Below are 25,882 nucleotides of genomic sequence, written 5' to 3'. Positions count from 1 at the left end.
GCCGCGACATTGGCCGCGTCTATGTTGGGGCGGAACCGGCGACGCAGTCCTTCGAGCGACGGGGCTTTTCACAAATCTACCTCAAGGGTGGCTTAGCTGGTTGCGGAGCCTCAATCGTTATTCCGAGTCGGCTGACGGCCGGCATGCGCACAGCGTCGGGACAGCGATCTGGCTCAGCGTCCCGGCTTGCCGTCCTGGTCGATGAGGATGCGCTCAACGGCTCCATCAAGATCCTCATATTGGCCACTTCTCAACGCCCATAGAAAGCCAGACAGCCCCAGTGCGCCAAAAAATAGGGCGACTGGTATGAGGTAGACGAGTGTCGTCATGACGGCCGCGCTGATGAGCGAATGCCGGAACGCGTTGCCGAAGAAGCCCTTGTCAGCTCGGCGAGCATAAAGCCCTGCAGCCGCAGCGCGTTTCCGATCACCAGCAGCGATGAGGCGGACATCGCGACCGCCGCGATCAACGGTGTGACGTGGCCGAGGATGGCGATCGGAACGGCAACGGCGTTGTAGATGATCGCGATGGCTATGTTCTGGCGGATCAGCCGCCCTGCCTTCCGCGAGACGTCCAGCGCAAGGGGTACCGCCGAAAGGCTTTCACGCAGGAACACGAAATCGGCGGCGTTGCGGCCGACATCGGCGGCGGTGGCTGGAGCGATCGAGACGTGCGCCGCGCCTAGCGCTGGGCTGTCGTTGAGCCCGTCGCCCACCATCAGGACCTTGTGGCCGGCCTTGGTCAGCACTTCGATCCGCTCAGCCTTCCCGGACGGCAGCAGCGCCGAAACAAAACGGTCGATGCCCAATAATCTTGCGACATCGCCACAGGCGTCTGCGGTATCGCCCGACAGCATTTCGACCGAGACCCCGGCATCGTTCAACTGCGCCAAGGCGGCCCTGGCATCGGGCCGCAACGCATCCTCGAAAACGAAGGATGCGACAATGCCCCCGTCTTTCGTCAGGACTGTTCCGCCATGCCCGCTTTCGCCATCGGTTCGGGCCTTCCATCTAGCCCATCCGCGCCGGCCCAGCCGCCAGATACTTCCGGCGACAGTGGCTTCGATTCCAAACCCCGGATGCTCTGTGACGGCATCGAACTTGTGCTGCCCGCCAGCAGCGGCAAAACCGGCTATGGCCTTTGAAAACGGATGACGCGAATGCGCGGCCATATCGGCGGCGATTGCCAGCAGGGCCGGATCGATCGACGACGCATTGACGAGCCGGGGCTGTCCGAGCGTGAGTGTTCCGGTCTTGTCGAACACCGCCGTATCCATCGTCGCCAGGCGCTCCATGGCCGAACCGTCCTTGACCATGATGCCGCTTTCGAACAGACGCCGCGCCGCGACCACCTGCACGATCGGCACGGCGAGGCCGAGCGCACATGGGCACGTGATGATGAGAACGGCAATTGCAATCGTCATTGCCAGGTGCCAGTCGCCGACCGCAACCATCCAACCGATGAATGTTATTAAGGCTGTGAGATGGATCACCGGCGCATAGAGGGCGGAGACACGATCAGCGATGCGTCGATAGGGCGAGCGGCCGCCCTCCGCCGCCTCCATCAACCGAACCATTTCCGCCAGGAACGAGTCCTTCGCGGCGGCTGTCGCCTCGATCGTCAGGGAGCCGGTAAGGTTGAGTACGCCAGCCTGCACGGCTACGCCTGGCGCCACGTTTCTAGGCGTGCTTTCGCCGGAGACCAGGGAGCAGTCGAGATCCGATGATCCCCGAATGATCTTTCCGTCGACAGGAATCCTTTCGCCCGCAGCGATGAGCAGCTGCATTCCCGGTTCGATCTCGACAACCGGCAGGTAGTCGCGCGCGCCGTCGCCGCGCAGCACCATGGCACCACGCGCCGCCAGCTGCGACAGGCCGTTTACGGCGGTCCGGGCCCGCTCGCGCATGACGTGATCCAGCGTACGCCCGATTAACAGGAAGAACAGCAGCGATACCGACGCGTCGAAATAGGCTTGATCGCCATGATTGATCGTCTCATAGAGGCTCATGGCGTAGGCGAGCGACACCCCGACCGCGATCGGCACGTCCATGTTCATGCTGCCGTGGCGCAGCGCGTTCCAGGCCGAGCGGAAGAAAATGCCGCCGGCGAAGGCAAGCGCCGGGATCGCGATCAGCGCCGAGACCCAGTGGAACAAGTCGCGGGTCGCGCCTTCGGCGCCGGACCAGACCGAGACCGAAAGCAGCATGATGTTGCCCGCCGCAAAACCAGCAACCGCGACCGCGCGGATCAGTTCGGATAGCGTCTTGTTCTTGTCGCCAACCTCGGGGTCGAACAGATGCACCTGGTAGCCTAGCCGCCCAAGCGCGAGGACGAACGGCGGCACCTCGTCACCACGCCACCTGACCGAGACCCGTTTCGTCGACAGGTTGACGCGGGCGCTCTCGACGCGATCGAGCTTTCCCAACGCCTTCTCGATCGTCTGGATGCAGGCTGCGCAACGAACCGTCGGAACTGAAAGGTCGGTCTGGCGAAGACCGTCGCCAACCAAGCGGCTCGCCAACCTGATCTCCTGGCCAGACGGCAGGACCGATGTGGTACCGGTCAGATCCAGCGGCAGTTCCGCGCCGGGTGCACAGCAGCTCATTGCAGCGCTCCTTGCGAAATCATGATCCGGCGAACGTCGCGATAGGGCTCCGCGAGACCGGCGTCGGCATCGACTTCGACGATCCAGACGCCATCCTTGGGCACGTCCGGTGCTGCAAACTCCTGAGCCGAAGCAAGGGCAAGAGTGACGGACTTGTCCTCGGCCTCATAAGCGGGATGACGAAACAGTATCTTCACGCCATGCAAGGGGACAGGCTTGCCGGTGGCATCGCTCAAGCTGTAGCGGACCTCACTCCGAGCGATCGTCAGGTTGCCGGTCCAGCCGAGTGCCGCCTGCGCGCGCCCTTCCTCGGCCTTTTTGTTGAATTGCTGACTGGCCACATAGGTGTTCTCGACGACAAGGCCGGTCCAGCTTTTGCTGGCGAGCGTCGCCATGGTCAGGTTGACGGCGATGACCACGCCGAAAAAGCCGAGAATGGTGAGCAGCATGTGCCTGCCGGTGAACTCACGCGTCTTTTGCGTATTGGCGCTCATCTGGCGATCTCCGGTGCGTTGAAGGTGGCCGTGTATTCGTCCGATTCGAAGTTCGCCTTGTCCTCGACCCGGAACTTGAAGGTTTGTGCAGCATGCCGCACCTCACCCGCTGGCTGGCGCACGAAAACCTTCAGCATCTTCAGCCGGTCGGGTTCGACCGCGATGCCGAAGAAGCGATCTGCCGGCAGATCACTGCCGACGACGCTCATTTCGGCTCCCTGCAAGCCCTGCATCGCGACAATGATTGTCCTTGGCTCGGGGATCATGTTGAGCAGTTTGACGGTATAGCCATTGCGGATCGAACCGTCGGACAGCGTGACGAACTGTGGATTGCGGTCATGCAGCACGTTCAGTTCGAGCCGATCGCGCGTCAGCAGCGAATAGAACAGGCCCAGCCCGATCAGCGGCCACAGGGCCATGTAGACGTAGGTGCGCGGCCGAAAGATCTTGCGAATGTGAAAATACGCCACCTGATCGCAGAAGGTGCCGACAGCAGTCCTGACCAGCGACGGATTGATCGAACTGGAGCCGCCTGCTGTCGCCAGCATCATGTTGGCGTTGTAGTCGAAGAGCGTCGCGTAGGAGATCAGCCCACGCTCCTTGCCGAGCTTGTCCATGACGCCGTCGCAGGCGTCGATACACAGCGCGCAGGTAATGCATTCGAGCTGCTGGCCGTCGCGAATGTCGATCCCCATCGGGCACACCGCGACACAGGCATTGCAATCGACGCAGTCGCCGACCCGCTGCCCCGCCCCCTGGGCCTTCTTGGCGTGCCTCGAACGAGGTTCGCCGCGCCAGTCATTGTAGGTCACTGTGAGCGAATTCTCGTCGAGCATGGCAGCCTGGATGCGCGGCCACGGGCACATGTAGGTGCAGACTTGCTCGCGCATCAGCCCGCCGAACGTGTAGGTGGTCGCCGTCAGCACCGCGATGGTGACGTAGGCGACCGGAGCGGCGGTGCCGGTGAGTACCTCGCTGATCAGCGTTGGCGCGTCGGCGAAATAGAGGATCCAGGCGCCGCCGGTGGCTGCTGCTATGACCAGCCAGATGGCGTGCTTCGATACGCGCAGTACCAGTTTGCGCATCGTCCATGGGCCGGCGTCGAGCTTTATGCGGGCATTGCGATCGCCTTCGATCGCCCGCTCCACCACCAGGAAAAGATCGACCCATACCGTCTGCGGGCAGATATAGCCGCACCAGGCGCGGCCGACGGTGGACGTGATCAGGAAGAGGCCGATGCCGGCCATTATCAGAAGGCCGGCGACATAGTAGAATTCCTGCGGCCATATCTCGATGAAGAAGAAGTAGAAGCGGCGGTTGGCAAGATCGATCAGCACTGCCTGATCAGGAGCAAACGGACCTCGATCCCAGCGCAGCCAGGGTGTCAGATAGTAGATGCCCAGCGTGATCGCCATCACCAGCCACTTGAAGCGGCGGAAGCTACCCGAGGCGCGCTTGGGGAAGATTTTCTTGCGCGGTGCATAGAGCGGCTGTCGTGTCTTGGCGGAGTTGCCCGCATTTGCCTCGAGCCGCTCCATTTGCGTTTTATCCAGCACGTGTATCTCCACTTGCCCGCGGCCTATGACAACGTCGTGCGACGGACTTGTCTGCTTCGACAGACGTCCGGTCTGAAGTGAGCCCGCTTCCCCGAATGGGGCCGCGCCGTCTTGCAGCAGGGTCAATCGCCGCATGCCGGAATGGTGTCGAGGCCCGGCAAAGCCGGGCCTCGTCGCTTGGCGGGGGAGGGCCGAGAATAGGCTTCCGTTCCTATTCTCCGCCGCCAAGCGAATGGACATAAACCGCAAGTTCCTTAACCTTGGTCTCGCCGAGACGCCCGATCCAGGCCGGCATGACGCCGTGCTTCGGCGCACGGACCTGGACGGCGACGGCTGTCTCGCCCGACCCGTAGAGCCAGATCGCGTCGGTCAGGTCGGGTGCGCCGAGTTCCCTGTTGCCCTTTGCATTGTCGCCGTGACAGGCGACGCAGTTTTCGGCGAAGATCTTGGCGCCGGGTTCAATCAGACTTGCATCGCGGACCTTGCCGGACAGGGTGGCAACGTAGGCGCTCACCTGTGCGATCTGATCGGCGGTGATGATGTCGCCGAAGGCCGGCATTTCCGACAGGCGCGTGTCCGGATCTGACGCGAAGCGGATGCCGTGCGCGATCGTTTGCTGGATCTGCTCGGTCGTGCCGCCCCACAGCCAGTCATCGTCGTTCAGGTTTGGAAAACCCTTCGACCCTTGGGCGCCGGAGCCATGGCACTGCGTGCAGTTGACCTTGAATGCGGCGCCGCCGGCCGCGACCGCGAATTCGCGCAAGGCATAGTCCGAGGCGATTTCAGAGACGCTTTTCGACTCCACCGCCGCGGCGTATTTGCCTTTCGCCGCTTCCGCCGCCGCCAGCTCGTTCTTGACATCGTTGCGGCTGGAATATCCAAGCACACCCTTGGTTGCGGAAGACAGCATGGGCCAAGCCGGATACGCAATTGTATAAGCCACCGCCCAACCAACGGTGATGTAGAAGGTTATCACCCACCATCGGGGCAATGGATTGTTGAGCTCCCTTATCCCGTCCCATTCATGACCGGTCGTTGAGATGCCCGAGACTTCGTCGATGTGCTCGTCGCTCATGATCGGTCGCCCTTAAGTGGAATCTGGGCGGCTTGCTCGGCCTGTGTTTTGCCGCCGGGACGCAAGGCAAAGGCAATGCTGCCGACGAAGAAGAGCGACATGGCAAGCAGACCCCAGCTGTCCGCGAATTCCCGCATCAAATCATAGCTCATTGCGTCCCCCTCAGCGGTAGCCGGCTGCATCGTCATAGGTCTTGAAATCGACCAGTGTTCCCAGCATTTGCAGATAGGCGACGAGGGCATCCATCTCGGTCACCTGCTGCGGATTGCCGTCCAGATCGCCGACCTTGGCTTTCGGATAGCGTTTCTCGAGGCCGGAGCTATCGGCATTCGGGTCGGCCTGGGCCATTAGATCGGCATTAGCGTGCGCGATCAGGTCATCGGAGTACGGGACGCCAACACGCGCGTTCGCAACCAGATGCGTCGAGAAGTCCTTCACCTCGATCGGCGCGTCCTTCAGGAAGGCATAGCGAGGCATGATAGATTCCGGCACCACCGAACGTGGATCCACAAGGTGCTGAACGTGCCATTCGTTGGAATAGCGGTTGCCAACTCGTGCAAGGTCAGGGCCGGTGCGCTTCGAGCCCCACTGGAAGGGGTGGTCGTACATGGACTCAGCCGCCAGGCTGTAGTGGCCGTAGCGTTCGACCTCGTCCCGGAAAGGCCTGATCATCTGGCTATGGCAGAGGTAGCAGCCCTCGCGCACATAGATGTTGCGTCCGGCGAGTTCGAGCGGCGAATAGGGGCGCATGCCCTCGACCTTCTCGATCGTGTTGTCGAGATAGAACAGCGGTGCGATTTCGACTATGCCGCCGACGGTCACGACAAGAAGAGAGCCAACGAGAAGAAGCGTGGCGTTCTTCTCGATGATCGCGTGTTTGTCCGTCAAGCCCATTGTCTGGCTCCCTATTCGGCAGGCCGGAGGGCGGGCTCGGAACCCGGCATTGGTTGCTCTTCGCGCCGGTATCCGAGGATGGTCATAGCGATGTTCCAGGCCATGATCATGGCGCCGGAGAGGTACATCGCCCCGCCGATGGCGCGCATGACGTAGTAGGGGTGCATGGCGGCGACGGTTTCGGCGAAGGAGTAGACCAGGAACCCCTGCTCGTCGTATTCGCGCCACATCAGGCCCTGCATGATGCCGGACACCCACATCACCGCGGCGTAGACGACGATCCCCAGCGTCGCCAGCCAGAAGTGCCAGGTGACGAGCCGTATCGAATAGAGCCGGTCACGGTTCCACAGTTTCGGCACCATGTAGTAGATCGCGCCGAACGAGATCATGCCGACCCAGCCGAGCGCACCTGAGTGGACATGGCCAATGGTCCAGTCCGTGTAGTGCGATAGCGAATTGACCGTCTTGATCGACATAATCGGACCCTCGAAGGTCGACATGCCGTAGAAGGCGACTGCCATCACCATCATGCGGATGATCGGATCGGTGCGCAGCTTGTCCCAGGCGCCTGACAGCGTCATCAGGCCGTTGATCATGCCGCCCCATGACGGCATCCACAGCATGATCGAGAATGCCATGCCTAGCGTCTGCGCCCAGTCGGGTAAGGCGGTGTAATGCAGGTGGTGCGGGCCGGCCCAGATGTAGAGAAAAATGATCGCCCAGAAGTGGATGATCGACAGCCGGTAGGAATAGACCGGCCGGCTAGCCTGCTTGGGCACGAAATAATACATCATGCCAAGGAAGCCGGCCGTCAGGAAGAAGCCGACCGCATTGTGGCCATACCACCATTGCGTCAAGGCGTCCTGGACGCCGGAGAAGGCGGAGTAGCTCTTCGAGCCGAGGAAAGAGGCCGGCATCGACAGGTTGTTGACCACATGCAGCATCGCGATGGTCACGATGAAGGATAGATAGAACCAGTTGGCGACGTAGATATGCGGTTCCTTGCGCTTCAGGATGGTGCCGAGGAACAGGATGAGATAGGCGACCCAGACGATGGTCAGCCAGAGGTCCACATACCATTCGGGTTCGGCGTATTCCCGGCTCTCGGTGATGCCGAGCAGGTAGCCGGTCGCGGCCATGACGATGAACAGCTGGTAACCCCAGAACACAAACCAGACCAGATTGCCGCCAAACAGCCGGGCGCGGCAGGTGCGCTGGACTACATAGAGCGATGTGCAAAGCAGCGCGTTGCCGCCGAAGGCGAAGACGACTCCCGATGTGTGCAGCGGACGCAAACGGCCGAAATTGAACCAGGGTGGGATGTTAAGGTCGGGGAAGGCGAGTTGAAGCGCGATAATGACGCCGACCAGCATGCCGACGACACCCCAAAACACCGTTGCGATGGCCCCGTAGCGGAGCGGACCATCCATGTAGGCGGAGGGGTCGATCGGCCCCACGGGCTTGAAATCCCAATTGCGCAGCAACATCGCGATGAAGCCAGTCAGTGCGAAGAACAGAACCCACATGTGCTGGCGAAAGGGTCCTTCTACGCCAAAGCCGGCAGCCACCAGGGCCGCAAAGGCAAACAGGCTTAAAAGGACGATCTCTGTGCCGAATTTCATGACATGTCCCCGACCAGGATTCCAATGCGCGGACGCTAAATCCGCGGTGCATTAATTCCGCAGTTGCCGCCTGCTCGCCCTGATCCATGTCAGGGCAGCACGATTTTGCTTCGGGCAGCATCGAGTTCGGTGCAATCAGAAGGTGGCGATTTGAACAAGGAAACGCAGCACGGGCCACCCCACTCATGGACAAGTGCAGCTTCCTCGCGCCGGGCCGGCACACAGGCGATTCCGGGCGAGGTCATGAAGCGTGCCCATCGGGAAAAGCTGAATCTCTGCGACTCGCTGGAAAGCATTGCCGATGCGCTGCCGAACGTCGATCGCCTCAAATGTCTTGGAACGGCCAAGAAAATCGTTCCGCTGTTTCATGGGTTTGAGGAGACGGAGATTTTCCCTGCGTATGAGGCGCACTTGACCCCGGCCGAGGCCAAACTTGCCTCTACCAGCCGGTTGCGCGTCGAGCACCTTGAGGATCAATGCTTCGCTAGCGAGGTGGCCGAAACGCTCCTAGCGATCGGTCATGGTGATGCGATAGAGAGCCCGGAAGCTGTCGGGTTCATGCTACGAGGCTTCTTCGAAGGCTTGCGGCGACACATCGCTTTCGAACGCGAGCACGTCCTGCCGCGGATCGCAATAAGCGACGTAGACCCCGGCGCTTAGGTCTCATTCAAAGGTCAGCTGCCACGCGCCTCGGCCGCCGCAGCGCTGCTCCAGCCGGCTCATGCTGTCCACCGTTACATGGCGTTTGTTCTCGATCCGGATCACGCCGTCAGCCCGCAATCGCGTAAGCTGGCGGCTCACGGTCTCGTTCGTCAGTCCAAGGAAATCAGAGATGTCGGCACGTGTCAGCGGCAGATCGAAGCATGAGGACCTAGCCGCCGGGTCGATACTGGAATCCATATTCTGGGCGATCATGAGGAGAAAGCTCGCCACCTTCTCGGGTGCGGTCTTGCGCCCGAGAGTCACCATCCATTCAAGTGCCTCGTCGAGTTCGTTCAGCGTCTGCTTGAGCAGGCGAAGCTGGAGTTCCGGTGATTCCTTCATTATTCGTTCAACGGCCGCCTTCGGAAACGAGCACAGCGAGACGGAGGTTGCCGCTTCCACATTGATCGTGCTTTTCACCTTGAAGGGCCATCCCAGAAAATCCGGTGCGAACCGAAGACCGACAATCTGCTGGCGGCCGTCCGAAAGGCACTTCGTCAGCTTCACAACGCCTGAAAGCATGTTTGAATAGCTGTCGACAGCCGCGGCGTCGGCGATCAGTTCGACCCCCGGCTCGATTTTGTGCCGCGACGAAGTCTTGGCGAGCCCAACCAAATGGTTTGGATCGAGCGCACCACAGATCCCGCGATGCCGTGCGGCGCAAGACAGGCAAAGAACGGGAATGCCGGAACTGTGAATGTCCTGCTGTACTGTCATTACGCTCGCGCTATCGATCCCAAGTTTCGGCAGGATAGCAAGCGATGGCAGAGAAATCCTTGCGGCAGTTTGTCCGTGCTGGAGGCTGACCGAAATCAGGCCTTTGACTCTTCAACGCGTCCAGACTTCCGGCGAGGCAAAAACGGCGGACCACCAAATGAGACCGGAATTAGCTGCCAGGCTTGGCGAGGACGTCCCGCCTTATACCAGTCACCCGACCGCGCCGCATTTCCATCCGGACGTCGAAGCTGATGCCTATCGAAACTGGCTTAAGGCGCTCGAAACCGGTGACGAGGTCTCGCTCTACCTGCACATTCCTCATTGCGACCGGCTCTGCTGGTTCTGTGCGTGCCATACAAAGCAGACCCGCCACTACGAGCCGGGGGCTGCGTATCTCCGCTCACTTCACGCGGAGTCGCGACTGTCGCCGGTCTTGTCAGCGGCAAGGCCCATGTCCGCGCTGTGCATTTCGGCGGCGGCTCGCCGACCATGCTGAAGCCCGAGGATATGATAGCCCTGGGAACTGTCCTGCGGGATAGCTTCGATTTTCTTGCCGATGCGAAGATCAGCGTCGAAATCGAACCCCACGACATGGACGAAGCCCGCCTTGATGCACTTTCCGAGATCGGCATGGCGCGGGCGAGCCTCGGCGTGCAGGATTTCGATCCGGAAGTGCGGAAGGCGATCAACCGCGAGCAGAGCTTTTTGCAGACCAAGGCGGTTGTCGACATTCGCTCTCGCGGCGTAGGGTCCGTGAACCTCGATCTGCTTTACGGTCTGCCGCATCAGACCAGGGAGAGCGTCTGTTCCACCGTGGCGCAGGCGCTGACTCTGGAGCCTGACCGGATGGCGCTGTTCGGCACCTGTTCAAGAAGCATCAGACTATGATCGACGAGGCATGGTTGCCGGGTCCGGCCGAACGGTTCGCTCAGTCGCAAATTGCCGCCCATCTGATCATGGGCGCCGGAAGACCATTTCGCTAGGCCGGATGATGCGCTTGCAATCTCGGCTCGCGCGGGAACAATTCGCCGCAATTTCCAGGGCTACACCGAGGATCGCTGCGAAACGCTCATCGGCGTTGGTCCTTCCTCCATCGGGCGCTTTTCGCCAGGGCTACGTGCAGAACATGCCGTCGACCGCCCGGTGCGGGCGCCTGGTCGCCAATGCCGGGCTGGCTGCGGCCCGCGGCATCGCGTTTCCGAAGATGACCGTAGGGGGTCGCATGGCAGAGGGCCGGCCGGAACCTGTAGGCAGGGCTCCACTTTGTATCCGCCCAAGGAGGTTGGATTGTTCGGCCCATTCTTTCACTGAATGTCAGCGACGCACCTCGTTGCGGCTTCCGCTACTCAGCGCTGCGGCTTGCGCCATTGACCAACTTTATAATTACTCGGAACCTGAACCTGACACGCGTCGCGATTTCTCTGACATGCCGGCGGCAGGCAAGCTTTCCTTTCTGGCCTTGGCAAACGCGCGATCGCCTTCCAAGAACCCGACCAGCATGAATGGAATGAGCTCAGCTACTGTCTCAGACTCATTGTAGGTCTGACGGTAAAGCGCCGCGTAGTCCTTCAGTGCTTGGCTGAGGCCCGCGCTGACGGTGATGGTGATCTTGGAAGGCGTCCGGTCCGGAAGCTTTCCTAATTTCAGGTTCGCCATGAGCGGCTCCTATTCAATTTATGTATGGTCGTAGCACGATGTCCTTGTGCACGATGACGCGGAGCGGCCAACCAGGACGGACGGTGATGGTGGGTTGAATATTGAGGTTTTTTTCGGTGAGGCGCTGGCCAGCTTGACTGACGTTCTGCTGAGTGGATTCGCGGATTGCCTTGAGCAGATCGCTTTCGTTGTCCCCAAAGCTCAACTCGGTGCCGACGCCCAGCAGCGTGGCTAGAGCAACTCCCTTGATCAGCTGCCAAGTGTGGAAATCCACCTGGTCCTCCAGCCCTGCATAGCCGGCAGTATCTGTCGCTGGCAGATTGTCGATTTCAATCGACGACCCGTCCGGCATCACAATGCGCTGCCAGACTAGCAACGCGCGCTTCTGTCCAAAAGCGACGACACTGTCATAGGTGCCGATGAGCCGCGAGCCCTGCGGGATGAGCAAGGTGCTGCCGGTGACTGTGTCGTGCACATTCTCGGTAACCTGTGCAACCACGAGGCCAGGCAGGTCGGAATTGATGCCGGTGATGAGGCTTGCGGCGATCACGCTGCCGGCCATCAGCTGATAGGGCGAAGCCGGAGTCTGCAGCGCGTGCGGATTGTAGATCCCATTTGTGCTCTGCTGGCTGACAAAGTCGAGCTTGCGCTGCTGATTGTTCTGATCACCCTCAGCCGGTGCAACGGAAGCCCTTGCGTCTCCCGCATCCGGTTGTGCAAGTGGTGCTTCAAACGGCGGCCGCGCTCCCTGCGCATTGTCGGCGACATTCGTTTCCCTGGGCCGGTTTTCGATCCGGAACATGACTTGCGACTCACGTGCCTCGATCGCCTGCTGGGCAAGCCGCTGCTCCTCGGCGGAGGCCTCCTGCCCCGGGGCGATGCCAAGCTGTCGCTGGCGTTCAAGAATGGGGCGGCCGAGATCGCCGGGCAGAGGTGGCCCAAGCACGGGAGGCTTCGGCTTCATTACGGAATAGTCCTTGGGAAGCGTTTCAAGTCCCTCCGCGGTTGGCTTACGTTCGGTGTTGTAGAGGTCTTCCGCCCGCTCTTTGATACGCAACGCCGGCCCCTGAAGCGCTATCATCGTGACGCCCAGAATTGCGCCGGACCCAACTGCAGCGATAGCGACGATCACGCCGCGCCTGAACCGCACCGCGCGGCGGGGAGAAGCCCGCAACTGCAGCTGCTCGGGGTCGAGTTTCGGCGGTGCATCTGGTCGGGAAGTATCGGTCATGAGCGCTCTCCTCACCTGCTGGACGGCGCAAAGAGCCGTATTCGCCGCGGCGGTTGCCGGCCGTCGATCCTGGTGATGCGGACCACTTGCTGCTGCTTGACGCCGAGGCGCAATTCGGCGGCGGCAAAGAGACGATCGACGATGTAATAGTTCCCGCGCATGCGGTAATTGACGAGCTGGTTGCTCCCGTCAGCACCGACGATGAAGAGTGGCGGTGCCTCACCCTGATCGATGCGCCGCGGGAATTCGATATAAACCTTGTTGCCGTCGTCGAAGGCACGCGTCGGCCGCCAAGGCGGCGTGTCACCGCTGATCGAGTAGCGGAAGCGAATGTTTTCGAGCGCCACATTTGAAGCTGCCGGCATGGCGGCGTCGGCCTGCGCATTGCGCTGGCGCAACGCAATGATCTGGTCTTCGCTATAGGTCCAGGAGATCGCCGCCATTGCAGTTTTCTCGGTGCTTTGAAGCTGCAGGTGGTATGTCCGGCGTTCCGTGGTGATCACCAGATTGGTGCTAAGCCCCGGCGCAAAAGGTTTGACCAGCACATGGGTGCGCTGACTGTCGCCGGTGCCGCTGACGGTGTCGCCAATCACCCAGCGCACGGTATCGCCAGCCGACACGGCTGTTAATTTCTCGCCCGGCTGTAGAGCGATATCGGTGACGCGCTCCGGCGCGGCGTAGAGTTGATAAAGCGCTCCATCAGAGAAGGGATAGACCTGTACCGCGTTGACATAGCCGTATTTGGTGGGTTGCTGCGTCGCAGCCTTGTTGGCATCGGAGACCCGGTCTTCGGGAGAGCGCTTTTCCTCAGCAACCTTATCCGGATCGGGCTGCAACTGGCCCGGGAGCGGTAGCGGCTTTGGGACTTGGACAATCTTCACCGGCTTCTCCGGCGGCTTTTCGATCGCGGCTGGTTTGAAGTCGGCAGCATCGTAGGAAATCTCAGGCGGTGGCACCGGCTTCGAGGCGCAAGCGGGAAGGACGGCTGCTGACGCGGACAGGAGTAGCGCGGCACGGAATGATGGGACTCTATTTTTCATTTGCAGGCTCCTTCGGGGAAACGGATGTCGGCGCGGCGCTGTCGAGCTCACGCGACCAGTCGATGGCATTGACGAAGACGCCGAGCGGGTTGTTGCGCAGCTGGTCGGTATTGCTCGGCGGGCGAATCACGATGGTGAGGATCGCCGTCCAGCGCGTCGTGCTGGCAAGGCTGCCGCGCTCAAAAACCTGCTCAGTCCATTTGACCTGGAACGAGCTGTCGGAAGCCCTGATCACGCTGGTCACCTGCACCGACACGCTGCGCGTGCCGATCTGACCGAAGGGGTCGTTCGCCTTGGCGTACTCGTTGAGGAAGAGCGCCGCCCGGTCGGTGGCAAAGTCGTAGGCCGCCAACCAGTTTTGCCGCACCAGCACCGGATCTGTGGAGACGGAACGGACATTCTGGATAAAGCGGCCGAGATGCCAGGCGATCTGTGCATCGGACGGCTCGTAGTCCCGGATTGCCGGTGCAACGGAGAGCGCCTCACCGAAGCGGTCGACCTCGACGACGTATGGCACGATACGGCTGTGCATCGACTGCCACACGAGTTCGCCGGAGAGCCCAGTCGTCAAAGCCAGGCAGCCAAGAGCCATCAGCCGCCAGTTCCGGGCCTGCACCCGCGATGAGCCGATGCGCTCATCCCACACCTGGGCGGCCTTCTGATACGGCGTGACCGGCTCGGGCGTCTTGCCGTAACGTTGAACGGGTCGCTTGAAGAGCATCTAGTTGTCCTTGTCATTGAGAGAGGGATTGGCGCTGCCGCCCGGTCTGTCACCGTCGCGGACGGCCTGCACGGCGGCGTGGCGATGAGCACGAGCGGTCTGCTCGGAACGCAAGCGCCTCGCCCAGATGGGCGCGGCGTTAGCGGCGGTACTGGCTGGACTTCCGGCCATTGACGCGGTCGGCGCACCGCCGGTCGCGGTCCATGCGGCTTCGCGCCCGGAATCGGCGCTGCGCGCGAACCCTCCCGCGGCAGATCGTGCTACTCGCATCGCGGCGCCGCTGGCGGCACCCGCCACGCCCTGCATTCCAGCAGCCACACCGGACAGGCCGGTCTCGGGCGAGGTTGCTCGTCCCAACTGCCATGCCGAGGAAGCTGCCGAGCCAATGGTCGTGCCGGCTCGGATGGCGGCAAGCCCGCCGCCAGTTGCCATGCGCGCGCCGGCGAATGCCGCACCTCCGGCAACGAGCGATGCACCGGCCGCTGCCGCGGTAGTCCCAAGTGCTGCGCCCGCGCCAAGTTGTGGCGCGCCGGAGACGAGACCCGAGGCGATCCCAGGGCCGAAAATGCCTAGCCCAAGCAGCGCCAGCGCCCCGAGCACCTGCGACATGGCAGCGGCCAAGTCCGGCTCCTTGCCCTGCAGCGCTGAAGCGAACTCGCCGAAGAGCGTGGACCCGATACCGACGATGGCGGCGAGCACCATCACCTTGATGCCCGACGAGATCACATTACCGAGCACGCGCTCGGCCAGAAACGACGAGCGGTTCCACAGCGCGAAGGGCACGAGAACGAAGCCTGCCAACGTGGTGAGTTTGAATTCCAGGATGGTGATGAAGAGCTGGATGGAGAGAATGAAAAAGGCGATGATGACCAGGAACCAGGCCAAGAGCAGCACGAAGATGGTGAGCGCGTTGCCAAAAATTTCGGGGAAACCAAGCAACTGGCTCGCCTGATCGAGAAGCGGCCACGCGCCCTCGAAGCCCGTCGCGGCAATGCGGCCTGGATGCAGCAGATTGTCGGCGGAGAGATTGCCGGAAGAGGCATTGATGCCGAGACCGGCAAAGGACCGATAGATGATGTCGGCAAGGTTTTTGAAATTGTTCAGAATGAAGGCGAAGACGCCGACATAGAGGACCTTGCGGATGAGGCGGGCTAGAATGTTGGGCTCGCCGCCGAATGCCCAGGCCAGGCCGGCAAGCGTGATGTCGATGCCAATTAAAGTCGTAGTGAGGAAGGCGACGTCGCCCGAAAGTAGACCGAACCCGCTATCGATATAGCCGATAAAAGTCTCCATGAAGCGATCAATGACCCCGAGGTCGTTCACGCCGCCACCTCTCTCGTATTGAAGAACTGGTGATCAGTTGCCGGGATAGGCCGTGCCGGTGCCCAGGAAGCGCTTTGTCGTCTCGCGGGCGGCTTCCTCGGACTGCGCCTTGCGGGCGGCATCCTCAGCCTCAGCCCGAAACTGCGTCGCAAGCAGCGTCTGGATCTGCATCTGCTGCTTGGTCGAAAGCGCGATCAGCTGATTGGTGGCCTGGCTTGCCTCAAGGGCGCCGGCCGCCCCTTGGCTGCGGTTGACGAGATCGGCAAGCAGGTCACCGTCGCCTCGGACATTCTCGACGATCTGCGACTGCACACCCATGGTCTGTCGGAACGCCTGCATGGCGCTTTGCCAGCGTTCGCGCGCGGCGCTCGCCACATTGCTGACCTTGATGGTGGCGTCGTAGCTTTCCGGATATTGGTTGCGCCACTGGTTCTTGAGCTTGTCCAGATCAAAGCTCAGGCCGCTCGCCTGGTCCATCAGTCCATCGATGCGATGCAGCGCGCCGGTCAGCTGACCCACGGAGGAGAAATCCAAACTCTGAAGATTGCGTGCCATGTTCTGTAGCATGGTTGCCTGGTTCTGCAGCGACTGGATCTGGTTGTTGATCTGCTCCAACGAGCGCGCCGCCGTCAGAACGTTCTGCGCGTAGTTCGAGGGATCGAACACGATGAGTGCATAGGCCGGCTGGACATAGTCGGCCATCGGCTTGGCGATCAGAGAAATAGTGATCAGGGTGGAGAGAAAACGGCGCCGCATCATGACGATTGCTCCATGGGTTGAGGGAATTGCTTGAGAAGCTCGGCGGCCCAATCGAGTCCGCGCGCATTCAGGAACCGAGCGACAAAGCCGTCCTGCCCGTGCTCGGACAGCACGCTACCGATTAGCGTCTGGCTGGCAGGATCGGAGGCACCGCAAAGGGCGAGAGCAATCGGGCCGAGGCCAAGCTCAAAGAGCCGGTTGCCGCGGCGCGACTGTAGATAGTACTGGCGCTTCGGTGTGGCGCGAGCGACAAGCTCGATCTGCCGCTCGTTGAGACCGAAGCGTTCGTAGGCTGCCCTAGCCTGCGGTTCCACGGCACGATCATTGGGAAGAAAGATGCGCTGAGGGCAGCTCTCGATGATTGCCGGCGCTATTGCCGAGCCGGCGATGTCGGCAAGCGACTGCGTGGCGAAGATGACCGAGACGTTCTTCTTGCGCAGCACCTTCAGCCATTCGCGGATGCGGGCGGCAAAGAGCGGATTGTCAAGATAGACCCACGCCTCGTCGAGCATGAGCAGTGTCGGCCGTCCGTCGAACCGCTCCTCAAGACGATGGAAGAGATAGGTGAGCACCGGCGTCGTGACAGCGCCCTGGCTGTGCATCAGTTGCTCGGTCTCGAAACACTGCACATCGGACAAGGCCAGCCGATCATCATCGGCATCGAGCAGCCGGCCGTAGGGACCGTCGAGTGTGTAGGGCATCAAGGCAGACTTCAGCGCATTGGACTGAAGCAGGACGGACAGGCCGGTCAGGGTGCGTTCCTGCGCCGGCGCTGTAGATAGGCTGGTAAGTGCCGACCAGATGGCCTCCTTCACTTCCGGAGTGACGGTGACGTTCTCATGGGCAATGAGGCCGGCGATCCATTCGGCCGCCCAGCTGCGCGTCGCGGGGTCGCTGATGTCGCGCAGGGGCTGGAAGGCAACCGCGCCATCCGCGCCGAGTGCGTGGTGCTCTCCACCCATGGCGAGCGTTGCCGCTCGAGCCGAATTGCCTTTGTCGAAGACATAGACCTGGGCGCCGGCATAGCGTCGGAACTGCAGAGCTACCAGCGCAAGCAGCACCGACTTGCCGGCGCCGGTCGGACCAACGATCAGCATGTGACCGACATCGTCGACATGGGTGGAAAGCCGGAACGGAGTTGACCCGCTCGTCTCGGCGAAGAGAAGCGGCGGGGCGTCGATCTGGGTGACTTTCGCGACATGCTCGTTCGTCGCCGGGCCGGCCCAAACCGACGACAGCGGCATAAGATGGGCAAGGTTCAGCGTATGAACGAGTGGCTGGCGAACATTGGCATAGACATGACCTGGCAGCGACCCGAGCCACGCCTCGACCGCGTTGACGCTCTCCGGGATCGTGGTGAAACCGAGTCCGTTGACGATGCGCTCGACCGCGCGGAGTTTCTCCGCGGCGGCGTGGCGATCCTCGTCCCACACCGTCACGGTCGTGGTGAGATAGCCGAAGCCGACATGATCGCCACCCAATGCTTGAAGCGCGTCATCGGCATCGAGCGCCTTGTTGTCAGCATCGCTATCCACGAGAGGGACCGGTTCGTTGGTCACAACCTCGCGCAGGATGGCCGAGATTGACTTGCGCTTGGCAAACCACTGCCGCCGCAACCGTGTCAGCGTCTTCGTGGCGGCAGTCTTGTCGAGCGGAATGAACCGCGATACCCAGCGATAGGCAAAATCCTGATGATTGAGGGCGTCGAGGATCCCGGGCCGGGTGAGGTTCGGGAAGCCGAGGATGGTGAGCGTACGCAGATACTGCTCGCCCAGCATCGGTTCCAGGCCGCCGGTAAGCGGCACGTCGACCAGGAAGCCGTCGAGATACATCGGCGTTTCCGGCACTGCGACCGGATGGCGGCGGGTCGCGATTGTGCCGTGCAGGTAGGTTAGCGTCTCGGCATCCTCGAGCGCGCGCACTTCGGGCATGAAGCCGGACAGAAGGTCCAGCACACGGTCGGTCTCGTCACGGAACCGCGCCATCTCCTGGCGCCAGTCTCGTTCGCCTTCGGAATGATGCGAGTCGACGAGCGCGCTTTCCGCCCGCGCCTGGCTGTCGGGCGATGGCATGAACAGCAAGGTCAGGTGATAACGGCTTTCGAAATGCGCCACCTTGCCCTCAAAGGCCGCGCGGCGTTCTTCGTCGACCAGCCACGACGCGGCGTCGGGAAAACGCGATTGCGGATAGCCCAGCGCTTCGATGCGCTCCGCCTCGAAGAACAATGCCCAGCCGGAGCCAAGTCGTCTGAGCGCATTGTTCGCTCGCGCGCAGATGCCGACGAGCTCGGCTTCCGTCGCGCTTTCGAGATCGGGGCCGCGAAACCGGAAGGTCCGCTGAAAGCTGCCATCCTTATTGAGCACAATGCCCGGAGCGACAAGAGCAGCCCAAGGCAGATGGTCGGCAAGCCGGTCGCCTTTGCCGCGATATTCCGAAAGGTTCAGCATGCAAGCCAGCCCTTCAGGCGAAGGTGGCGGAGTAGCACGCTGGCGAAATCGGGATCGCGTCTTGCGGCAAAGACCGCGAGCGTGTGCCCGGCGGTCCAGAGCACCAGCCCGGCAGTCCACTGCTGTAAGCCAAGGCCTATTGCCGCGGCCACCGTGCCGTTGAGAATCGCCACCGCTCGCGGCGCGCCGCCCAGCAAGATCGGCTCCGTCAATGCGCGATGAACCGGGATCTCGAACCCTTCGATGTGCTGCTCTGCGGCGACCATCAGACGAGTGCCCCGCCGCCAAAGGAGAAGAAGGAGAGGAAGAAACTCGATGCCGCGAACGCGATCGACAGCCCGAAGACGATCTGGATAAGCCGGCGGAACCCGCCTGCCGTGTCACCGAAGGCAAGCGTCAGGCCGGTGGTGATGATGATGATCACCGCGACGATCTTGGCGACCGGCCCCTGCACCGATTCCAAAATTTGCTGCAGCGGTTGTTCCCAGGGCATGCCGGAACCAGCCGCGTATGCCGGGGCGGTGACTAGAAGCGCGAGCGCGGTGGACGAAACAAAGCGAAGCTTCTTGCGCATGAAGTGACCTCTCAAAACTGCTGGAGTTGCGGAAGCGTGAGTTGGGTGACGGCGTAGTCGCCGCTGCCGTCGAGACCAGTGACCTCGGCGATCGCGTCGATGCGGCGCGAGGATCCGCGCCCGGCGATGAAGACGATTAGATCGATCGCATCGGCGATGAGGCGTCGGGGAACGGTGACGACGGCCTCCTGAGCGAGTTGCTCGATACGGTAGAGAGCGGAGCGCGCCGAATTGGCGTGAACCGTGGCGATGCCGCCGGGGTGGCCCGTGTTCCATGCCTTCAGCATGTCGAGCGCTTCCGCGCCCCTCACTTCGCCGACAATGATGCGGTCGGGTCTGAGCCGGAGCGTCGAGCGCACGAGATCGGCGATCGTTACCGAACCACGCCTCGTTCTCAAGGCAACGCAGTCCTTTGCTGCGCATTGCAGTTCGCGCGTATCCTCGATCAGGATCACCCGCTCGTCGCAGTCGGCGACTTCGGCCAGCAGCGCATTGGCAAGGGTCGTTTTGCCCGAGGACGTGCCGCCTGCGACCAGGATATTGCGCCGCTCGCGCACTGCCTTCCTCAGCGCATCGGCCTGCAGCGGCGACATGATGCGGTCGGCGACATAGTTGGCCAGCGTGTAGAGTTTTGCCGCTGGTTTGCGAATGGCGAAGCACGGCGCCAGCACCACAGGCGGCAGCAGTCCTTCGAAGCGTTCGCCCGACGGCAGTTCCGCACTGACGATCGGGTTGTCGGCATGAGCCTCGGCGCGCATATGGGACGCGACCAGGCGGATAATGCGCTCCGCCTCGGAAGGATGCATGTGCACGCCGGTATCGACCCGGCCTTCGCCCAACCGGTCGAGCCGCAGCGCGCCGTCGGGATTGACCATCACCTCGATAACCAATGAATCGGAGAGCGCTTCGGTGATCGCAGGGCCCATGGCGGTGCGCAGCATCGCGCGGCGACGATGGTCGGCCTCCGGATGAGAGCTCATCCTTCCCCTCCCCTGCCATTCTCCTTGCCGAGCGACCGTTTCCCGGAAGCGATCTGGCGACCGACCTGCTCGACGAATTTGTCGAAACGGTCCTGGGCAATGGCCTGCGTCGCCTTGTCTGGGACCGGCGTGTGGGCGTGAAGCGTGATCGAAAAGCGAATGAAGAGCGCCAGGCTCTCCAGAATCATCTCGGCATCGCGCCGGACTCGAATGAGGTCGCGTGAAAGACGATCGAGCCGCACACCGTAGCGCCGGTCGAGTTCGTTCTCGCCACGCCGCTCGATGAAAGCCTCAACCGCCTTCGCCACAATGGCTGATTTGGTCGTCGAGGGATCGCGGCTGAGGTTCTCCAGCCTCTCGCTCAATTCGGGTTCGAGCAGAAACTGGTGACGAATGCGGTGGGTCTTCATGCGGCTCGTTCCGACGGACCGGCGTTGCGCCGGCGACGGGAACAAGCATCGGCCAAAGCCCCGAAATCGCTTATGGCCGTTATCTACGCTGAAGTACGCCGGCCACGCGCCGGCGTTCAGAAGCCGGGGACCATATCCTTGTCGTCGCCCCTTCCCTCGTTGATGCCATAGGCACGCGCGACGGTGGAGATCCGGTCCATGACGCGCTTGTCGGCCATCGCCTCGCTATCATCGTCTGCGGGTCTGGACAGATCGTCCTGGTCCGGTTCCTGGGTGACGGCGGTATGTTCTTCGGGCAGGCCAGGATGGCGCTGCTGCTGAACACCTCCCTGGTCCGCAAGCGCGGCGCCAGCGCTTTCGTCGTCGGAGGCAAGACGGCGGTCGACGCCGCGTACTTGGCCAGTCCAGTCGTCTTGGCGCGGCGCAGGGCAGTCTGCGTAGAGACCGTCATGCAGCACCGGCGCAGGCAGCATTCGTTCGGTGAAATTCTGATCCTCGTAGTAGCGCAGCTTTTTGGCGCGGATGGGGGGCAATCCCGAAACGAGCACCAGTTCGTCCGAGGGCGGCAATTGCATCACCTCGCCAGGTGTCAGCAGCGGGCGGGCGGTTTCCTGGCGGCTCACCATGACATGCGAGAGCCAGGGCGCCAGCCGGTGGCCCGCATAGTTGCGCATCGATCTCAATTCCGTGGCCATGCCAAGCGCGTCCGAGATTCGCTTGGCCGTGCGCTCATCGTTGGAAGAAAAGGCAATTCGCACATGGCAATTGTCCAGAATGGCGTTGTTCTCGCCATACGCTTTGGAGATCTGGTTCAACGATTGCGCGATCAAGTAGGCGCGAATTCCGTAACCGGCCATAAAGGCGAGCGCGGTCTCAAAGAAGTCGAGGCGACCGAGCGCCGGAAACTCATCCAGCATCATGAGCAGTTGATGTTTGCGACTCTTCTTTGGGTCACCCTCGAGGCGCTCCGTGAGCCGCCTGCCGATCTGGTTCAGGATCAGTCGCACCAAAGGCTTGGTGCGCGAAATGTCAGATGGCGGCACGACCAGATAGAGCGATGTCGGTCGCGCGGCATCCATCAAGTCGGCAATCCGCCAGTCACAAGACGAAGTGGCCGCAGCCACGGTCGGATCATGGTAGAGCCCGAGAAAAGACATGGCGGTCGAGAGCACGCCTGAACGCTCGTTCTCCGACTTGTTCAGCACCTCGCGCGCCGCAGAAGCCACAACCGGGTGTACTTGAGGCCTTTCCGCCGCGCCAAGATGGTTGGTAGTCATCATCCGCTGTAGCGTTGCAACAATTGAGCGCTGCGGGTCCGACAAGAACGTGGCGACCCGAGCGAGTGTCTTTTCCTCCTCGGCATAGAGGACGTGCAGGATGGCGCCGACCAAGAGTGAATGGCTGGTCTTCTCCCAATGATTACGCCGCTCCAGCGCGCCCTCAGGATCGACCAAGATGTCGGCGATGTTCTGAACGTCGCGGACCTCGTTCGGACCTTTGCGCACTTCCAAGAGCGGGTTGTAGCGGGCCGATCGCGGATCAGTCGGATTGAACAAAAGGCAATACGAGAACTTCGACCGCCAGCCGGAGGTCAGCTGCCAGTTCTCGCCTTTGATGTCGTGAATGACGGCCGATCCGGACCAGGAGAGAAGAGTTGGGACAACCAGTCCGACGCCCTTGCCCGAACGTGTCGGCGCAAACGCCATGACGTGCTCCGGCCCGTCATGACGCAGATACCGATCCTTCAGTTTGCCGAGGAAGACGCCTGCCGGCTGAAACAGCCCTGCTTTCTCGATCTCCCGCGTCGCCGCCCATCGAGAGGAGCCATAGGTAGTGACCAACCCGCGCTGGCGCGCGCGCCAGAGGGAACCAGCGATTGCAGCGGCACAGCCCATGAATCCACTGGTGCCCGCAAGCATGCCCGCCTTGTCGAATACCTCGGGCGCATAGGCATCGAATTGGAACCACCATTCCAACAGTTTCCACGGCTCGTAGATCGGCCAGCCAGCCGCGACAAACCATGGCGCGCCGAGTTGTTCCTGAAAGGCCAGCATATGAGCGCACCATTGCGTGGCAGCCCACACGCCAAGGAGAACGATGGCGAACACAATGGCGATCTGCCCAATCAGAAGCTTTGTGGGCGTCACTGGATAGCTCCGCTGTTCTGGAGAGGTGGATCGAGCATCGCCGGGGGCGGCCGGAACAGGAATGCACCCTATGTACGACGTGGTGCGACGAGAGGCTGTTTGGCGCGCCGTTGCTCTCCTTCGAGGTGTGCATCAATATTCGCGCATTCCCGAGCGAGTCTTGACTGCTATGTCGGAGGGGGCCCATATCGTTCGTGCTTATCGTGAGCACGTCGGATATTTGGTCGGGGAGCTGGCGGTAGCGTGCGGGCAAGCCGCTGAGGAATCCTGAACATCCAGTCCGATCTGAGGTACAACAGGCCTATCGAGATCGGATCGCGAGGTGGGCCTGCCCGCCATGGGAATTCCTCAGGCGAGCTCGGACATATTGGGCGCTGAGGATATCTTGGGCGATCTCCTCGGACGCCGAATTGACGACATTCATTGTGTGGCAAGCTTCGCCGGCGATGCTGTCGGGCAGAGGCGGCTATCACTCCCCGGCCGTGGCACATCCGCGCGCTGCAGAATCTCGATGGGCCACCGGTTCAAACGCCCAGGCGGATGCAAAAATCCTCAGATGCGTTCCGCCAAGCGCTAGTTGCCAGGCATATGACCCGCATTTCGCAACGCGCCTAGGAAGAGGCTGGCAAGGTGAGTGACATCGATTTTGGCCTGCATTGACACCGGCATGCTGGTCCAATTTTCCAACGGTACAATGAAGCGGGAAAAGGTACCGTTTACGACGCAGTAGCGGCTAACAAGGCCTTGTCTGTCCAACGCCACCACACCAATCTGGTCGCCTCGATATCGGATGGCTGCGATCCGCTGGATGTCGGCGTCATCGTCGACCCGCACGTCGAAAATCAGGATTCCGCGGCTCCTCGCGGCTATTTCCGCCGCTTTGTCATTGAAGCTCAAGCAGAGTGAGCGGACGCTTTCCACTGCCATCTGGAAAACAAACAAATCCAGTTCATTCACGGCCATGTGGGCAGTTGAGCCATTAGATGGATGATTGCAATGTCGCACACGGCTTGTTCACAGGTGTCGGCCAACTCCACACGACCGATCGTTTTAGTCGGCCGCCGACAGACGGCTGCTCCTTGGCTGCCGCTCCTGAGGGGGCGCGCGCGGGCGTTAACGAGGCCGGGCTTCTGCACTAATCTTGAGGAACTCTTTGCTTCCCCGCCGCTTCGCCAATCTGCGCGTCGCCTGTGCAGCCGTCCGCGTATCGGACGCAGATCTCGAGGCTCGTTGGGCCTTCACCGTGGCCTTCTTCGAGGGCGGGAAGCCGCTTGAGGCCCGCTACGCCGGCGACGGCGATGAAATCCTGACCTACAAGAAGGCAAACCGCATGTGCGTCGACTTTCGCTTCGGCGTTGCCTTGGCCTCCCTCACACTCGTTGGCTGACTCACGGGGCAACCCGGTCGAGAAAAGCATCGAATGCGGCAGCAACACCGCGAATCGCAAAGCGATGCTGCCGCCATACGCGGACAAAACCCTTTTCGATGTCCACAATTCCGTCCTTGGCAAGCATCGCCAAGCGTTCAGCTGATTCGAGTAGATGGATCGGATCAGACCCGTGGGCGGCACAGATTGCCGGCACATCGGCCTCGAGATCGCACATTAGTCGCTCGATGATTGCGGCTCGCGCGCGGTCTTCGTCGGTAAGACGGTAGCCCTTTGACGTCGCCAGACGGCCAGCTGCGATGTGCCGGCTGTAGGATTCCCGTGTAACCTCGTTCTGAACGTAACCCTCGCCGACACGCCCGATAGCCGACGCGCCAAAACCGATCAGGGTTTTGCAGGTGTCGGCCGAGTAACCCAGCGAGTTGCGCCGCAGGCGCCCGGTTTTCTGTGCGAGGGCGAGATCGTCGTCCGGCAAGGCGAAATGGTCGAGCCCGATCTCTCGGTAGCCGGCGGCAATCAGCGTCACGGCAATGGCCGCATCCTGTTCGGCGCGGGCAGCGCTGCCTGGAAGAGATGTCTCGTCGATGAGGCGCTGATTCTTAATAAAGGACGGAATGTGCGAGTAGCCGAACACCGCAAGCCGGTTGGGGTGCATGGCGACCGCCGCCCTCGTGGTCTCGACGCAAGACTGCACTGTTTGATGCGGGAGACCAAAGATGAGGTCGAAGTTAATGCTTCTCACTCCATGCCGACGCAGCATTTCGACGGCAGCCGCCGTTTGCGCCTCACTCTGGACCCGGTTGATCGCGTTTTGAACAATGGGATCGAAGCTCTGCACGCCGAGGCTCGCGCGGTTCACGCCGGCTGCTTCCAAGGCTTCGGCCATCTCGGCCGTGAACGTGCGTGGATCGATCTCGACGGCGATCGTAGCTGTTTTCGCGAGCGCAAAGTGGCGGCGCAGGAACTCCATCAGGGCGAGGAACTCTACTGGCCCCATGAGAGCTGGCGTTCCGCCGCCGAAATGCAAATCGCTCACGGGCAGCGCCTGTGGCGCGTGCTCCGAGACCAAACGTATCTCGTCACGCAGCGCCGCCAGATAATTGAGGATCGGCGCATCATGGCGAGTGATGGCGGTGGGAAAGCCGCAAAACCAGCACTTTGATCGGCAGAACGGAACGTGCAAGTAAAGTGACGCCGGATCGTCAGCCGGTAGGTTCCTAAGCCATTCCTTATAAGCCTCGGCGCCGACCGCCCCAGAGAACTCCGAGACAGTCGGATAGATGGTGTACCAAGGCAGGCGGGCCTCGCGATGTTTTGTGGTCTGCAACAGTTACCGTCCCATGTTGATGCCTTCCAATCCTTACCACTGCGCTCTCCTGTGTCTTTGCGCTATATCAGGCCGTTCCGCTTTCGGTCCGATTCGCAGTGATAAGCGCTGTTCAGCCTTGGCTGGACAGCGACGGTATGAGCACGCGCTGGTCAGCGACAAGCGCCACAGGTTTCCCGTCGAAAGTATCGTGCACACCGTCTGGGGCTACTATC

Annotated in this window: 25 protein-coding genes and 1 pseudogene; 3 read left to right on the top strand and 23 right to left on the bottom strand. The window is 61.6% G+C overall.

Annotated elements, in window-relative coordinates; all coding sequences use genetic code 11:
* Nucleotides 1-173 precede the first annotated feature (173 nt).
* The 8 genes from ccoS to ccoN all read right to left on the bottom strand — a co-directional run bounded on the left by ccoS (nt 174) and on the right by ccoN (nt 8,246).
* On the bottom strand, nt 174-329 hold the full coding sequence (gene ccoS, locus A9K66_RS17075) for a cbb3-type cytochrome oxidase assembly protein CcoS (RefSeq protein ID WP_067325720.1): 156 nt from the start codon (nt 327-329) through the stop codon (nt 174-176).
* A complete protein-coding gene (locus tag A9K66_RS17070; RefSeq protein ID WP_067325717.1) occupies nt 326-2,605 on the bottom strand; it encodes a cation-translocating P-type ATPase in 2,280 nt (759 codons plus the stop codon). Before A9K66_RS17070 ends, ccoS begins: the two co-directional genes overlap by 4 nt.
* Entirely contained in the window at nt 2,602-3,099 is a 498-nt protein-coding gene (locus tag A9K66_RS17065; protein ID WP_067325714.1) for a FixH family protein, read from the bottom strand. The genes A9K66_RS17070 and A9K66_RS17065 overlap by 4 nt, the downstream gene beginning before the upstream one ends.
* Nucleotides 3,096-4,655, bottom strand: a complete 1,560-nt coding sequence (gene ccoG, locus A9K66_RS17060; RefSeq protein ID WP_067327012.1) for a cytochrome c oxidase accessory protein CcoG — start codon at nt 4,653-4,655, stop codon at nt 3,096-3,098. The genes A9K66_RS17065 and ccoG overlap by 4 nt, the downstream gene beginning before the upstream one ends.
* Before the next feature lie 211 nt (nt 4,656-4,866).
* Nucleotides 4,867-5,730 carry a cytochrome-c oxidase, cbb3-type subunit III gene (gene ccoP / locus A9K66_RS17055; protein WP_067325712.1) on the bottom strand — a complete coding sequence of 288 codons (864 nt, stop codon included), beginning with the start codon at nt 5,728-5,730 and terminating at the stop codon, nt 4,867-4,869.
* Nucleotides 5,727-5,882 (bottom strand): CcoQ/FixQ family Cbb3-type cytochrome c oxidase assembly chaperone, encoded by a 156-nt coding sequence (locus A9K66_RS17050; protein WP_067002678.1) that lies wholly within the window; start codon nt 5,880-5,882, stop codon nt 5,727-5,729. The genes ccoP and A9K66_RS17050 overlap by 4 nt, the downstream gene beginning before the upstream one ends.
* 10 nt (nt 5,883-5,892) lie before the next feature.
* A complete protein-coding gene (gene ccoO, locus A9K66_RS17045; protein ID WP_067325709.1) occupies nt 5,893-6,624 on the bottom strand; it encodes a cytochrome-c oxidase, cbb3-type subunit II in 732 nt (243 codons plus the stop codon).
* Nucleotides 6,625-6,635: 11 nt separating this feature from the next.
* The gene (gene ccoN, locus A9K66_RS17040; RefSeq protein ID WP_067325706.1) at nt 6,636-8,246 is read right to left on the bottom strand and encodes a cytochrome-c oxidase, cbb3-type subunit I; all 1,611 of its coding nucleotides are present in this window, start codon (nt 8,244-8,246) and stop codon (nt 6,636-6,638) included.
* A gap of 129 nt (nt 8,247-8,375) precedes the next feature.
* On the opposite strand from ccoN, the gene A9K66_RS17035 reads away from it, so the two are divergent.
* On the top strand, nt 8,376-8,906 hold the full coding sequence (locus A9K66_RS17035; protein WP_067325703.1) for a hemerythrin domain-containing protein: 531 nt from the start codon (nt 8,376-8,378) through the stop codon (nt 8,904-8,906).
* 3 nt (nt 8,907-8,909) lie between these two features.
* Here A9K66_RS17035 and A9K66_RS17030 read toward each other — a convergent pair whose 3' ends face one another.
* Nucleotides 8,910-9,665 carry a Crp/Fnr family transcriptional regulator gene (locus A9K66_RS17030; RefSeq protein ID WP_067325700.1) on the bottom strand — a complete coding sequence of 252 codons (756 nt, stop codon included), beginning with the start codon at nt 9,663-9,665 and terminating at the stop codon, nt 8,910-8,912.
* 157 nt (nt 9,666-9,822) lie between these two features.
* Between A9K66_RS17030 and A9K66_RS17025 the strand changes: the two are divergent.
* Nucleotides 9,823-10,863: pseudogene (locus tag A9K66_RS17025) on the top strand (radical SAM protein); the annotation flags it as partial.
* 185 nt (nt 10,864-11,048) lie between these two features.
* Here the strand turns inward: A9K66_RS17025 and A9K66_RS17020 are convergent.
* From A9K66_RS17020 to A9K66_RS16960, 13 genes are all read right to left on the bottom strand, one after another.
* Nucleotides 11,049-11,321 (bottom strand): DUF2274 domain-containing protein, encoded by a 273-nt coding sequence (locus A9K66_RS17020; RefSeq protein ID WP_067325698.1) that lies wholly within the window; start codon nt 11,319-11,321, stop codon nt 11,049-11,051.
* Between the two features lie 13 nt (nt 11,322-11,334).
* Nucleotides 11,335-12,552 carry a TrbI/VirB10 family protein gene (locus A9K66_RS17015; RefSeq protein WP_067325695.1) on the bottom strand — a complete coding sequence of 406 codons (1,218 nt, stop codon included), beginning with the start codon at nt 12,550-12,552 and terminating at the stop codon, nt 11,335-11,337.
* Between the two features lie 11 nt (nt 12,553-12,563).
* Nucleotides 12,564-13,592: a P-type conjugative transfer protein TrbG gene (gene trbG / locus A9K66_RS17010; protein WP_067325690.1), complete on the bottom strand. Its 1,029-nt coding sequence runs from the start codon at nt 13,590-13,592 to the stop codon at nt 12,564-12,566.
* On the bottom strand, nt 13,582-14,313 hold the full coding sequence (trbF, locus tag A9K66_RS17005) for a conjugal transfer protein TrbF (RefSeq protein ID WP_067325688.1): 732 nt from the start codon (nt 14,311-14,313) through the stop codon (nt 13,582-13,584). The genes trbG and trbF overlap by 11 nt, the downstream gene beginning before the upstream one ends.
* Nucleotides 14,314-15,636 (bottom strand): P-type conjugative transfer protein TrbL, encoded by a 1,323-nt coding sequence (gene trbL / locus A9K66_RS17000; RefSeq protein ID WP_067325685.1) that lies wholly within the window; start codon nt 15,634-15,636, stop codon nt 14,314-14,316. It abuts the gene before it with no gap.
* A 33-nt stretch (nt 15,637-15,669) separates the two neighbouring features.
* Nucleotides 15,670-16,395, bottom strand: coding sequence for a P-type conjugative transfer protein TrbJ (trbJ, locus tag A9K66_RS16995; protein ID WP_067325681.1), 726 nt, complete (start codon nt 16,393-16,395; stop codon nt 15,670-15,672).
* Nucleotides 16,392-18,842, bottom strand: a complete 2,451-nt coding sequence (gene trbE, locus A9K66_RS16990; RefSeq protein WP_067325679.1) for a conjugal transfer protein TrbE — start codon at nt 18,840-18,842, stop codon at nt 16,392-16,394. Before trbE ends, trbJ begins: the two co-directional genes overlap by 4 nt.
* On the bottom strand, nt 18,836-19,108 hold the full coding sequence (locus A9K66_RS16985; protein WP_067325676.1) for a VirB3 family type IV secretion system protein: 273 nt from the start codon (nt 19,106-19,108) through the stop codon (nt 18,836-18,838). The genes trbE and A9K66_RS16985 overlap by 7 nt, the downstream gene beginning before the upstream one ends.
* Nucleotides 19,108-19,416 (bottom strand): TrbC/VirB2 family protein, encoded by a 309-nt coding sequence (locus A9K66_RS16980; protein ID WP_067325673.1) that lies wholly within the window; start codon nt 19,414-19,416, stop codon nt 19,108-19,110. Before A9K66_RS16980 ends, A9K66_RS16985 begins: the two co-directional genes overlap by 1 nt.
* A gap of 11 nt (nt 19,417-19,427) precedes the next feature.
* Nucleotides 19,428-20,396 (bottom strand): P-type conjugative transfer ATPase TrbB, encoded by a 969-nt coding sequence (gene trbB, locus A9K66_RS16975; protein ID WP_067325669.1) that lies wholly within the window; start codon nt 20,394-20,396, stop codon nt 19,428-19,430.
* Nucleotides 20,393-20,806: a CopG family transcriptional regulator gene (locus tag A9K66_RS16970; RefSeq protein WP_067327009.1), complete on the bottom strand. Its 414-nt coding sequence runs from the start codon at nt 20,804-20,806 to the stop codon at nt 20,393-20,395. Before A9K66_RS16970 ends, trbB begins: the two co-directional genes overlap by 4 nt.
* Nucleotides 20,807-20,922: 116 nt before the next feature.
* Nucleotides 20,923-22,953 (bottom strand): conjugal transfer protein TraG, encoded by a 2,031-nt coding sequence (locus tag A9K66_RS16965; RefSeq protein ID WP_067325666.1) that lies wholly within the window; start codon nt 22,951-22,953, stop codon nt 20,923-20,925.
* Nucleotides 22,954-23,526: 573 nt separating this feature from the next.
* Nucleotides 23,527-23,916, bottom strand: a complete 390-nt coding sequence (locus A9K66_RS16960) for a hypothetical protein (protein ID WP_067325663.1) — start codon at nt 23,914-23,916, stop codon at nt 23,527-23,529.
* A 190-nt stretch (nt 23,917-24,106) separates the two neighbouring features.
* Between A9K66_RS16960 and A9K66_RS31240 the strand changes: the two genes are divergently transcribed.
* Entirely contained in the window at nt 24,107-24,340 is a 234-nt protein-coding gene (locus A9K66_RS31240) for a hypothetical protein (RefSeq protein ID WP_067325660.1), read from the top strand.
* Nucleotide 24,341: 1 nt separating this feature from the next.
* Here the strand turns inward: A9K66_RS31240 and hemN are convergent, their stop codons facing one another.
* Nucleotides 24,342-25,667 carry an oxygen-independent coproporphyrinogen III oxidase gene (gene hemN, locus A9K66_RS16950; RefSeq protein WP_067325657.1) on the bottom strand — a complete coding sequence of 442 codons (1,326 nt, stop codon included), beginning with the start codon at nt 25,665-25,667 and terminating at the stop codon, nt 24,342-24,344.
* Nucleotides 25,668-25,882: the final 215 nt, after the last annotated feature.

The sequence above is a fragment of the Mesorhizobium sp. AA23 genome, assembly GCF_001672435.1.
GTDB lineage: Bacteria > Pseudomonadota > Alphaproteobacteria > Rhizobiales > Rhizobiaceae > Mesorhizobium.
This window is presented reverse-complemented; position numbering and strand designations above follow the sequence as displayed.